Below are 11,580 nucleotides of genomic sequence, written 5' to 3' on the forward strand. Positions count from 1 at the left end.
ACATGCTGAAATATCTGATGAAGCGGTCAGGCATTTACCTGATCATGATCTTCCTGACCACCAGCGCAGGCTACTTCCTGGCAGTCTCGTCGCTGAAACCCGCAGTTCTCGAGCAGGAAAAAATCCCACGGCCCACCCCCGAACAGGTAGCCGCGTCTTTCCGAGGACTGGGCCTTGACCCGGAGTTGAACCCCTGGGAACGTTACGTTCAATGGCTCGGCGGCATCGTCACCCGCTGGGACTGGGGCCGCAGCCCGAACGGCGCCTTCGTCAACGCCGAATTCGCTGACCGTGTGATGGTTTCCACCCGGCTGTTCATCGCCTCGATCATCCTCACCCTGGTCATCGGCGTGGCCCTCGGCGTCTACTCCGCAGCCCGCCAGTACAAAGTCCAGGACCGCGTCATCACGTCCTACAGCTACCTGGTCCACATCCTGCCCGCCCCCATCGCCTACTTCCTGGTGCAGCTCGGGGCCATCGGCATCAACGAGGCCGTCGGGCAGCGAATCTTCTTCGTGACGGGAATTTCGACGCCGGGAATTGAGCCAGGCTGGCCGGCTTTCGTCGACCTTGTGGCCCACTACGCCGTGCCCACCTTCGCGATGACCATCTTCGGTTGGGCCGGTTACCAGATCGCCCAGCGGCAGTACCTCCTGGACAACGTGAATGCTGACTTCGTCCGCACCGCCCGGGCCAAGGGGCTTACCCGGAACCAGGCCATCAGGAAGCACGCCCTGCGGGTGTCCTTCATCCCGGTGGCCCAGAGCATTGCGTTCACCATCCCGGCGATCTTCACGGGCGGGTTCTTCGCCGAGGCGATCTTCGCCTGGCCGGGCATTGGTCTCTGGAGCATCCAGGCCATCAGCCTGCAGGACGTCAACGTCGCCACTGCCACGCTGGCTTATGGTTCAGTGATCTTCGCGATCGGCGCCATCCTTGCCGACTTCGCCACCACGCTGGTCGATCCACGAGTGAGGGTCCAGTAATGACCAACATCATTGATCCCATTGCGGAAATCGACGAAGCCCGGGTGGGCGACCAGGACGTCGTCATCGGCAAATCCCGCATCATCTTCCGTCGCTTCATGCGTAACCGGACCGCCGTCGCCGGCCTGTTTATTTTCCTCGCCTTGTTCCTCTTTTCGATCTTTGGCGGGTTCCTGACGTCGTGGGACAAAGACACCCTTGATCCGTTGAACATCGGCATGCCACCCTCGCCGGACCACCTGCTGGGGACCACGCAGGCCGGCATCGACCTCATGGCGCTCATTGTGGACGGCACCCGGACCTCCATTCTCATCGGCCTCATTGTGGGCGGCGTTTCGGTGCTGATCTCCGCGGTGTATGGCTGCACCATGGCATTCTTCGGGGGCAAGGTGGACGCCACCATGCTGTTCATCCTTGAAGCGCTCATCATGATGCCCGCCATTCTGGTGGTGGCCGTGGCAACCAGCGGCAGCGGTGGTCTGAAGGACCTCCCCAGCTGGCTCCTGCTTGTAGTGGTCCTGCTGTTCTTCAGCTGGATGGGAACTGCCCGTCTGGTGCGCTCGCTGTCCATGTCCCTCATGCAGCGCGATTACGTCAAAGCCGCCAAGTACATGGGCGTTCCTTCCCGTCGCATCGTGTGGCGCCACTTGGTGCCGAATATCGGCTCGCTGCTGGTGCTCGACTTCACGCGTGGCATCACCGGCGCAATCCTCGCCGAGGTCGCGTTCTCCTTCATTGGGATCGGCATCAAGCTTCCTGACGTCAGCCTTGGTGTGCTGATCGGCCAGGCCACCGGCCAGGTGTCGTCCTTCCCTTGGATGTTCTGGGTGCCGCTGACTGTCATGTTCCTGCTGACGGGGTCACTGGCCATGATGAATGACGGCCTCCGTGACGCCTTCGACCCCAGCTCCAGCTCCATCGGACGGGCCAAGACCAAGACCGCAAAGGCTGCCAAATGAGCACCAACACTTCCCAGACACCCGCAGAGCGTCTCCGCGACGCCGGGCTCTACGCCCCCGGCGACGCCGTCCTGAGCGTCCGCGACCTCAACGTCCGCTTCAATTCCGAGAACGGCGTGGTCCATGCCGTACGCGGAGTGGATTTCGACCTCATGCCCGGCAAAACCCTGGGCATCGTGGGCGAATCCGGTTCCGGTAAGTCCGTCACGTCCATGGCCGTCATGGGGCTCCTGCCCGAAACCGCGGACATCACCGGTTCCGTGCGCTTCAAGGGCAAGGAACTCCTGGGCCTCAGCGACAAAGCCATGTGCAAGCACCGCGGCAGCGACATCGCCATGGTGTTCCAAGATCCGCTCTCCTCGCTGACCCCCGTCTACACGGTGGGCCACCAGATCATCGAGGCGCTCACGGTTCACAACCCCACCATGAGCAAACAGGCCAAAGAAGCCCGCGCCGTCGACCTCTTGCGGATGGTGGGCATCCCGAGCCCCAAGGACCGGCTGAAAGCCTTCCCGCACGAATTTTCCGGCGGCATGCGCCAGCGCGTCATGATTGCCATTGCCATCGCCAACGATCCGCGCGTACTCATCGCTGATGAACCCACGACGGCGTTGGACGTCACCATCCAGGCGCAGGTGCTGGAAGTCCTGCACACCGCGCAAGAGGAGACCGGCGCCGCCGTCGTCATGATCACGCACGACCTCGGCGTCGTGGCAGGCATGGCTGACGACATCATGGTCATGTACGCGGGCAAGCCCGTGGAAACCGGCACGGTGGAGGACATCTACTACAACCCGCGGATGCCATACACCTTGGGCCTCCTCGGGGCCGTACCGCGTGTGGATACCTCGGGCAAGCAGTCGCTGGTGCCCATCGAAGGGACCCCGCCCAACCTGGCGTTGCCCGTCACTGGATGTTCCTTCGCCGCACGTTGCCCGATGGTGAGCGATGCCTGCTTGCACGGTGAACCAGAGCTGTTCCCGGTGCCCGGTGTTGAGGGTCAGACGTTGGGTCACAAGGCGGCCTGCATTAAGGCAGACCAGCTCAGCGGCGACGCTGACGCCCACAAGATTTTCCAAGCACCGCCCAAGCCGGTGTCAAAGTTCGACGGCGTCGCCCGCGCCGAGCGCGCAAAGGTCCTGGAACTCAAGGACGTGAAGAAGCACTTCCCGCTGCTCAAGGGTGCCTTGATCAAGCGAAGGATCGGCACCGTCAAGGCCGTGGATGGACTGAGCTTCGACATCCGCGAAGGCGAGTGCGTTTCCATTGTGGGCGAGTCAGGCTGCGGCAAGACCACCACACTCCTGGAAATCATGGAATTTCACCCGGACCAGGTGGGCGAAGTGGTCATCGGCGGCGTCAGCAACAAGGTGGCCACCGATCACAAGACCAAGATGGCCATGCGCAAGGAAATGCAGATGGTCTTCCAGGACCCCACGGGCGCCCTGGACCCGCGTTTCACCGTGTACGAAGTCCTGGCCGAACCGCTGGAAAACCTGGGCATGCCCAAAGCTGCCATCAAGAAACGCATCATGGAACTCATGAAGCTGGTAGGCCTGCAACCTGACCACGTCAACCGCTTCCCCAACCAGTTCTCCGGAGGCCAGCGCCAGCGCATCGGCATCGCCCGGGCGCTCGCGGTCAACCCGAAGCTCGTGGTGCTGGACGAACCGGTCTCTGCGCTGGACGTATCCGTGCAGGCCGGCGTCATCAACCTGCTGGACAAGCTCCGTGCCGAACTGGGCCTGAGCTACCTCATGGTGGCCCATGACCTCTCCGTCGTGCGGCACATCTCTGACCGTGTGGCCGTAATGTACCTCGGCAAGATCGTGGAAACCGGAGACGTGGACGACGTCTTCGACCACCCCCGCCACCCCTACACGCGGGCCCTGCTGTCCGCGATCCCGGTGCCGGACCCCGCCCTGGAACGCACCCGCGAACGCATCATCCTGCAGGGCGACCTGCCCAGCCCGCTTGATGCCCCCAAGGGATGCAACTTTGCCACCCGTTGTCCCGTGTTTGCCGCACTACCTGCCGCGAAGCAGGAGAAGTGCCTTACTCTGGAGCCGCCATTGGCTTCGGAGAAGGAAGGCACACAGGACTTCGCCTGCTTCTTCCCCGACGGAGAAATAGATTCCGACATGCTGGTGGTGCATGCCTGACGACATATGACGCTTTTGAAATGAATCTCTGGTCTCAACTCGCAAATGAATTTCCAGTCGTAAACATGAAGGGCAAACCATGAAAAAGTACACGACGATCGGTGGCGTAGCGCTCGTAGCAACGCTCATGCTGACCGCTTGCGGCGGGGGGACGCCGTCGGGTCCGGCCTCTCAGAAGGCCGAAGAGAGCGGCGGCGATATCAGCAAGCTGATCAGCGTCAACGCCAAGGAAGCAAAGGACCTGGAGCAGGGCGGCACGCTCACGCTGGGTGTGGGTAGCATTGGTCCGGATTTCAATGGGTTCTCCAATGTGGGTAACAGTGCTGATACCTCCGCCCTGCTGACACCGGTCAACACGGCCGCCATCAGCAGCGGCGGCATCGGAGGCTGCTGGAAGTTGGACTTTAGCGGCAAGGCCGAGCCCAACAAGGACTTCTGCGAAGAGGTCAAGAGTGAAGTCAAGGATGGCAAGCAGACCATCACTATCAAAGTCAACGACAAAGCCACCTGGAATGATGGCACGCCCATCGACGTGAAGACGTTCCAAAACACCTGGAACATGTTGAAGGGTGAAGACAAGGCCATCGACATTGTCACGGCCGGCAACTATGCCTATGTGGATTCCGTGGAGGCAGGCGCCAATGACAAGGAAGTCATAGTCACCACCACCCAACCGGTCTACCCGTTGGACTCGCTCTTCTTTGGATTGATCCACCCGGCCAACAACTCTGCCGAGACCTTCAACACGGGCTTCACGGGCAACATGCATCCTGAGTGGATGGCAGGGCCGTTCAAGGTGGAGAACTACGACACCACCGCCAAGACGGTCACCATGGTTCCCAACGAGAAATGGTGGGGCCAGAAGCCGGTCCTCGAAAAGGTCATCTGGCGCCAGATGGAGCCGAGTGCAACCATCGCCGCGTTCAAGAACGGTGAGATCGACGCCGCTAACGGCCGTACGCTTGGCCGCTACAAGCAGCTCGAAGGAACCACCAACTCCGAGATCCGCCGTGGCCAGCGTCTGTTCGCAGGCGGCTTGAACCTCAACGCCAAGCGCCCTGCCCTCACCGATGTCGCCGTGCGCAAGGCGATCTTCACCGCCGTCGACCGCAAGGCCATCCGCGACGTCCGTTTCAACGGCCTGAACTGGTCCGAAGAGAGCTCCGGCTCCATGATGCTCATGCCGTTCTCTGAGTACTACCAGGACAACTACCCCGTAAAGGACACCGGCGCCGAGGCTGCCAAGAAGGTCCTGACGGACGCCGGCTACACGGCCAACGACAAGGGCATCATGGCGAAGGATGGCGTCCCCGTCTCCTTCAAGATCACCAACTTCGGTGACGATCCCACCACCGCTGCAACGTCGCAGACCCTGCAGAAGCAGCTCCAGGCTGCCGGCATGGACGTTTCCATCGACCAGCGCGGTGACGCTGACTTCGGCAAGGTTGTTGGCTCCCGTGAGTTCGATGTGACCATCTCCGGTTACACCGTGGGCCCGGACGCTACCGACGCCGTGAAGCAGTACTACGATTCCGAGACCAACGAAAACGGCCTCGGCGACGCTGAGCTTGACGCCGAAATCAAGCGTCTTTCCACCATCGCCGATGACGCCGAGCGCAACAAGGCAGCCATGGACGTCGAGAAGAAGCACATGGAAAAATACTTCTCCATGGGCGTCGTCATGAACGGCCCGGAGATCCAGTTCGTGCGGACAGGTCTTGCCAACTACGGCCCGTCCCTGTTCCAGAGCCTCTCCAACGTTCCGGACTGGACCACCATCGGCTGGGAAAAGGGCGCCAAGAAGTAGCCCCCATGCAGTAGTTTCCCAAGCGTAGTTTCCTGAAGGCCGGGAACCCCTCAAGCTGATTCGTCAGTGCGGGGAGGCTCCCGGCCTTCGCCGTCCCCACCCTCTCTCACATCCCTCGTGCTTCAGCCAATCCCTCTCTCACCCGGTGATAGAGGGTCGGCGGGAAAGGGCCATTACCTGCGAGAGGGTCGGTAGCCTAGGCACATGACTTCCGATCCGATCCGTACCGCCGTCGCAGGTTTTGGCCTGTCGGGCAGCGTCTTCCACGCACCCTTCATCGCCAGCAACCCTGCCTACGAGCTCGCAGTGATTTCAACGTCGGACGCCGGGAGGCAGGCGACAGCGAAAGATCGCTACCCGGAAGCCACCATCGTCAACACCCCGGAGGACATCCTGGCCCTCGCTGACACACTGGACCTGATCGTTCTGGGCACGCCGCCCGCCACCCATTTCCCCCTTGCGAAAGCTGCGCTGGAAGCCGGGCTCGACGTCGTCGTGGATAAACCGTTCACGGTGCGCAGCGCCGAGGGCGAGGAACTGATCCAGTTGGCGGCAAAACTGGGGCGTATCCTCACTGTCTACCAAAACCGGCGGTGGGATGGTGACTCGCTGACGGTGAAGAAACTGCTCGACGCCGGGACGCTGGGAACCGTGACCCGGTTTGAGGTGGGCATGGAACGCTGGGCGCCGGAGATTTCCAAGGCCTGGAAAGCCAGTGCCACGGCCGACGACGGCGGCGGTGTCCTGTTCGACCTCGGCACCCACGTCCTCGATCTCACTCTCCGGTTCTTTGGGCCGGCCACCGTCACCTTCGCGGAAATACAGGCTCGTCGTCCTCAGGAAAGCGCCGACGACGACGTCTTTCTTGTGCTCCGGCACGAGTCGGGTGTGGTCAGCCATGTGACCATCAACCTCAACAGCCACCTCCCTGGCCCACGCTTCCGCATCCTCGGCACAGAGGGCGGCTTCGTGAAATTCGGCACCGACCCGCAGGAGCCCTATGTGCTGGGTGGCGGCCTTCCGACAGACGCTGAGTACGGCGTCGAACCTCCCCAAAACCACGGCACGCTTGAGGCAAACGGGCAGCGCATCACCATCCCCACAGAGCGCGGTGCGTACCCCGAGTTCTACAGGATCCTCGCCGAAAAGCTCGACGACGGCGGCACGGCCTCCGCGCTTCCGGCGCCAGTGGATCCGGCTGATTCAGTTGCGGTGCTGAAGCTGATTGAACAGGCTAGGGCGCTGGCGTGACGTCCGCGCTGGCAACCAGCGAATAGATGGCCTTGAGGTCGTTATTGCCGTCCACCGGCTGGCAGCTCCCGGTCAGCTGGACAACATCAGCGGCGGCGTCCTGATGGACCACGGTGACCGCGGTGAACTGTGTCAGCGAGCCCGCCTGCGGGTGGGTGTAACGTGCCTCGCGCACGTGCCAATCCCGGCCATTGATCATCACGGGCTCTGTGGCGAGCAGGACCGCATCCGGCAAGGCATCCAGGAATGAGTCTACGGATGCGGCGATGTCCTGGAGTTGGTATCCCGGCAAGCGACGCGACACCGAGATGACCACGTTGGCGGTGTACTTGCCCTCGGAGGTGGGGGCCATGAAGGCGCCTACGGCATCGGGAACCACCTGCTGGGTCCAACCCTCCGGCGGCGTGAGCTTGATGGAGGGGTAGGCGGGAAAAGCTTCGGACGGGAAAACCTGTTGCGATGTCATGGGAGTCCTTCGGAGCAGTGTCTGTGCAGGAAGCTATTTATTGAGGAAGTCGACGAATCCGGTCACGGAATCCACAAGTCCGGACGGACTGAGGGTGATCTGGCCACCCGCGCCCAGCCCCAGTTCCGCGGTGAGCTTGGCGCCGGCGCCGAGGGTGAGACCGTCTTCATCCATGGAAGCCGTGAAGAAGTGGCCCTCTCCAGCTCCGGCGGCGACCGTTGCGTTGAGAGTCACGGTCTGGCCCAAAACTTCTACATACCGGCTCCCGGTCAGTTCCGCTCCGGCACCTGCACTGAACGCTGTACCGGTGGTCTCGCGGCCCTTGACGCTGACTTCTCCTTCGCCGGCGCTTGCCCAAGCCCCGGCGCGCAACTCCCCGCCCTGCCCGAGGGAGAACAAGCCACCAGCGAACTCGGTCTTGTTATCCATGGTGACTTTCTGGCCTGCGAAGCCCTCGCCGCCGGCCGAAAAGAGGAACGGGCTGCTGGCATTGGCGTGAGCGCTGGCCTCCACTCCGGTCATCATCCGCGTGGTGGAGGTGTTGGTGACCCAGCCGTCGAAGAAGTCGGATCGTACGGTGGTCACGTTCTCTGCACCGGCAAACGCTTCGCCGTTGGCGTGAGCGGTGGGAAGTCCCAGCCCGAAGGGCACGGTGGCCCCGTACTCGCCGTTGGCGCGGGCACCCACAAAGGTTTCGTTGGTAACGGTCGTCTTGACGGGACCGAACTCTGAGCCCGCCTTCCAGGTCATGTCCCCTCCGGTGGAGGCCTCGCCGGAGCCACCAACGTCAATGCCTGCCGGACCCAGGGATCCGTGCGTTTCGCCCGATGCTTTACTGTCGAAGGAACCGTTGCCTTCAACCGTGAAGGGCCCATAGGTGGTGGGATCAAAGGTGAACTCCAGCGACCCCGGGGTTGCCCTGCCAGACCCATTGGAAAGTCCTCCGTTGGATCCTCCGGCCGAACCACCCAAAGAGGCTTGTTCCTGCTGGTCTGCGTTGAGTTTCAGGGCTCGGGCGTTGGTCCGCAGGCAAACAGCTGCTGCTCCCAAGCGTCCGTGAAGATCGCTTTGCCACCTGCTCCGGAACTGGTCAGCGTCATTTCCCTGCCAGTACGAACCCGCCTGGATCATCGCCGTAAGTTGCTGTTGAAGACTGGTGATCTTCTCAGCCTCAGCGTCCATGACAGCGGACAAACGCCGGAGATCCCCGACGTCCGCGCCTACCAGTCCCTGCCCCATCAGATGCTCAGCCCCATCACGTATCCCCTGAACGTAGTGACATGTCGATCCCCGGGCATTTACCATTCCCGGCGGTTTCCTGAGCATAGTTGGCTGCTGCCCAACCGGCCATGGGGACATCTAGCCAGTGTGGACAAGGAGCGGTATGTGGATAACGGCAGTACGGAGGAGAAGCAGGACTCAGCTTTCAAAAAGAATTCCGGACAGCGCGTAACCTCACCGCCGCCACGAACGATGTAAGGGGTGTGCGGGCCACGTCCGCACACTGATCATCCGGTCGCGACCCAACCGCGGCCGGGGCAATCCCAACATCGTTTGTCGGAGGGTTTCATGTCCTTGTTCACTGTCCTCGCCACCAGCAAAGTCGCCGCGGGCGTCCTGGCTGCCGGAGCCGTAGCTGCCGGTGGAACCGGCGTCGCTGCCTTCAATGGCGCACTTCCCACCGAATTCCAGCAGACCGCCCACAACCTCGTCGGTGCGCCTGCCCCGGTAGCTGAGAAGGCCGCTGAAGCCGCCGATTCCGCAGCCGCCGATGCCACCGACGCCACCGAAGGCGCCAAGACCAACGCGACTGACGCCGTCGAGACCGCGAAGGCAACGGCAACCGAAGCCGCCGAGGCTGGCCAGGCCAAGGCTGCCGACGCAGTATCCGATGCCAAGGCTGCGGCAGAGAATGCCACCTCCCCGGAGGCTTTTGGCCTCTGCACCGCTTTCCTCAAGGGCGGCCTGACGTCTGAAGCGAAGGTCCCGGGCTTCGAGTCCTTGACCATCGCTGCCGGTGGCGAAGCCAAGGTTGAGGCGCACTGCGAGTCCGTGGTTGAGGCTGGCAAGGCTGCCGGTCTGAAGGCTGACGGTTCGGCAAAGGCTGAGGCCGACGTCGATGCCGCAGTGACGTCCGAACTGCCTGCTACCCCTGCAGTACCGGCTGTTCCCGCAGTGCCGGGCGACCCCGCTGTTCCCGCCACGCCGGCTGTTCCCGCAGTGCCTGCCGTTCCTGGCACTCCTGAGCTGCCCACCCAGGTTCCCACCGAGGTCCCGGCTGTTCCCGGCGCACCCCTCGATTCTGTCCGCTAAGCAAGCAGCGGTTACGGTTTAAGGGCGGGGCTCCTTGGCTTAGGACAAGGAGCCCCGCTACGTAATGCAGTGTGGGACGGAGGCATCCACGGGTGCTTAACCCTTTGGCTGATGAAGACGTGCAGGCGGATCAGGACTATCCCGGCCTGCTCTTCACGGCTGCCTACAATAAGTTCGCCGGACCGGTCTTCGGCTATCTCCGGGCCCGCGGCGTAGACGACCCCGAAGCCGTGACGCAGGACGTTTTTCTGGCCCTTTATCCAAAGCTGGAAACGCTCGACGGCGGCCTTCAAGGGGCGAAGACTTTGCTGTTCTCCATAGCGCATGCCCGGATGGTGGACCACTATCGCAAACGCGAACGAACGCCCGATTCCACGCCATATGAAGCGGACCTGGACGCACGGCGGTCACCATCGGCCGAAGACCAAGCCTTCGGACGTGCCGCCGGTTTGGGCGTCACCGAAATTTTGGAGGACCTCCCCGAGGATTATCGGGAGGTCCTGGCACTCCGGGTCGTCGCCGATGTTTCGGTGGAAGACGCGGCGGCGATCATGGGCAAGTCCCAGGGCGCCATCAAACAACTACAGCGCAGGGCATTGGGTGCATTGAAGAAGCGTGCACTACTAAGGAACGGCACATCATGAGCGAACAATTTGCGCCTCGCGGACGCCGCGATCAGCAGGCCATCGACCACCTGCTGGCCGACTCCGGCCTCTCCGGCGACGACGCCCTCCGCACGGAACTTCTCGAGCTCCGATCACTGGCCAGCACTGCCCCTTTGCCGTCCGACGCAGTCCGCGCGCTCATGGCTGGTGCCCCGGCCCCTGCCACCCAGCAGCTCGCCGCCACCCCAGAGCTCGCCGCCACCCAGCAGCTCACGACGACGGAGGGACCGTCCGCGTCGTCGGGTGCACCGACGGCGGTACTCGCCACTGTTGCCCCCGAGTCCGCTCCCGTGAACGAACCTGGCGTAGACGAACTTGCCGCGGACGAACTTGCCGCCCGGCGTCGTCGGAAGCGCCGTACGGCCATCGCAGGCTTTGCTGTTGCCGTGTCCTTGGCTGGCGGAGCTACTGCTGCCGCCGCATCGGAGGGCGGATTGCCCGGAGCTTTCCAGCACTTGGGAGCAGCAATCGGTTCGGTGGTCTCGCAGCTGACCCCCGGCACCGGCGGCGCTCCCCAACCCGATGCCCCTGCTGGAACCACCCCCGAGCCGGTACCTGTCCCCGAAGCGCCGCAGCAAGGTCCTACCCGTGTTCACCCCGAGCCCGCACCGGCCGCACCCGGCAGTCCCGCCGATGCCGATCCTCGGCCGCAGCCCGGTGTCGAACCGGCGCCGCGCACACCCAAGGCGCCGTCGCACCAAGAGCCCGGACGCGGCGTCGTCCCCACGCCTCCCGTGGTGCCCGTGACCCCGCCGGGGATCGATCCCTCCACGATCGATCCCGCGAAGGTCGATCCTTCACAGCTTGGTCCCTCGGGCATCCCTGTGCCGGTTCCGTCGCAGCTGATTCCCGAGGTCCCCGCTAAGCCCTAACCGCCTGATCCGTTGCTCGACCGCTAATCCGTTGTTGGGCACCAACGGTAAAGCGGATTGGGCACGGAGTTGTCCACATAGGGCTCAATAGCGATGGCT

General features: G+C 63.0%; 10 protein-coding genes. 8 read left to right on the plus strand and 2 right to left on the minus strand.

All coding sequences use genetic code 11. The features are described 5' to 3' along the window. Nucleotides 1–2: 2 nt before the first annotated feature. From AR689_RS18910 to AR689_RS18930, 5 genes are all read left to right on the plus strand, one after another. Complete coding sequence (locus tag AR689_RS18910) at nucleotides 3–986, plus strand: ABC transporter permease (protein ID WP_062072618.1); 984 nt, start codon at nucleotides 3–5, stop codon at nucleotides 984–986. After that, the gene (locus tag AR689_RS18915; RefSeq protein WP_024818552.1) at nucleotides 986–1,945 is read left to right on the plus strand and encodes an ABC transporter permease; all 960 of its coding nucleotides are present in this window, start codon (nucleotides 986–988) and stop codon (nucleotides 1,943–1,945) included. The genes AR689_RS18910 and AR689_RS18915 overlap by 1 nt, the downstream gene beginning before the upstream one ends. Then, complete coding sequence (locus AR689_RS18920; protein ID WP_062072620.1) at nucleotides 1,942–4,107, plus strand: dipeptide ABC transporter ATP-binding protein; 2,166 nt, start codon at nucleotides 1,942–1,944, stop codon at nucleotides 4,105–4,107. Before AR689_RS18915 ends, AR689_RS18920 begins: the two co-directional genes overlap by 4 nt. Nucleotides 4,108–4,186: 79 nt before the next feature. After that, on the plus strand, nucleotides 4,187–5,914 hold the full coding sequence (locus AR689_RS18925; protein WP_062072622.1) for an ABC transporter family substrate-binding protein: 1,728 nt from the start codon (nucleotides 4,187–4,189) through the stop codon (nucleotides 5,912–5,914). 204 nt (nucleotides 5,915–6,118) lie between these two features. Beyond that, nucleotides 6,119–7,165, plus strand: coding sequence for a Gfo/Idh/MocA family protein (locus AR689_RS18930; protein ID WP_062072624.1), 1,047 nt, complete (start codon nucleotides 6,119–6,121; stop codon nucleotides 7,163–7,165). Here AR689_RS18930 and AR689_RS18935 read toward each other — a convergent pair. After that, complete coding sequence (locus AR689_RS18935; RefSeq protein ID WP_062072626.1) at nucleotides 7,149–7,631, minus strand: hypothetical protein; 483 nt, start codon at nucleotides 7,629–7,631, stop codon at nucleotides 7,149–7,151. The two genes, AR689_RS18930 and AR689_RS18935, sit on opposite strands and share 17 nt — an antisense overlap. Nucleotides 7,632–7,664: 33 nt before the next feature. Next, complete coding sequence (locus tag AR689_RS18940) at nucleotides 7,665–8,870, minus strand: WXG100 family type VII secretion target (RefSeq protein ID WP_062072628.1); 1,206 nt, start codon at nucleotides 8,868–8,870, stop codon at nucleotides 7,665–7,667. Between the two features lie 330 nt (nucleotides 8,871–9,200). Between AR689_RS18940 and AR689_RS18945 the strand changes: the two genes are divergently transcribed. The 3 genes from AR689_RS18945 to AR689_RS18955 all read left to right on the plus strand — a co-directional run bounded on the left by AR689_RS18945 (nucleotide 9,201) and on the right by AR689_RS18955 (nucleotide 11,481). Continuing rightward, entirely contained in the window at nucleotides 9,201–9,944 is a 744-nt protein-coding gene (locus AR689_RS18945; RefSeq protein ID WP_062072630.1) for a hypothetical protein, read from the plus strand. Between the two features lie 92 nt (nucleotides 9,945–10,036). Then, nucleotides 10,037–10,588, plus strand: coding sequence for an RNA polymerase sigma factor (locus AR689_RS18950; protein ID WP_062072632.1), 552 nt, complete (start codon nucleotides 10,037–10,039; stop codon nucleotides 10,586–10,588). Beyond that, nucleotides 10,585–11,481, plus strand: a complete 897-nt coding sequence (locus AR689_RS18955) for a hypothetical protein (protein ID WP_062072634.1) — start codon at nucleotides 10,585–10,587, stop codon at nucleotides 11,479–11,481. The genes AR689_RS18950 and AR689_RS18955 overlap by 4 nt, the downstream gene beginning before the upstream one ends. Nucleotides 11,482–11,580: the final 99 nt, after the last annotated feature.

It is taken from the genome of Arthrobacter sp. EpRS71, assembly GCF_001512285.1.
GTDB lineage: Bacteria > Actinomycetota > Actinomycetes > Actinomycetales > Micrococcaceae > Arthrobacter.

Coding starts and splice junctions, on each gene's coding strand:
- AR689_RS18910 (WP_062072618.1), top strand. CDS start 3: ATGCTGAAATATCTGATGAAGCGGTCAGGCATTTACCTGATCATGATC.
- AR689_RS18915 (WP_024818552.1), top strand. CDS start 986: ATGACCAACATCATTGATCCCATTGCGGAAATCGACGAAGCCCGGGTG.
- AR689_RS18920 (WP_062072620.1), top strand. CDS start 1,942: ATGAGCACCAACACTTCCCAGACACCCGCAGAGCGTCTCCGCGACGCC.
- AR689_RS18925 (WP_062072622.1), top strand. CDS start 4,187: ATGAAAAAGTACACGACGATCGGTGGCGTAGCGCTCGTAGCAACGCTC.
- AR689_RS18930 (WP_062072624.1), top strand. CDS start 6,119: ATGACTTCCGATCCGATCCGTACCGCCGTCGCAGGTTTTGGCCTGTCG.
- AR689_RS18935 (WP_062072626.1), bottom strand. CDS start 7,631: ATGACATCGCAACAGGTTTTCCCGTCCGAAGCTTTTCCCGCCTACCCC.
- AR689_RS18940 (WP_062072628.1), bottom strand. CDS start 8,870: ATGGGGCAGGGACTGGTAGGCGCGGACGTCGGGGATCTCCGGCGTTTG.
- AR689_RS18945 (WP_062072630.1), top strand. CDS start 9,201: ATGTCCTTGTTCACTGTCCTCGCCACCAGCAAAGTCGCCGCGGGCGTC.
- AR689_RS18955 (WP_062072634.1), top strand. CDS start 10,585: ATGAGCGAACAATTTGCGCCTCGCGGACGCCGCGATCAGCAGGCCATC.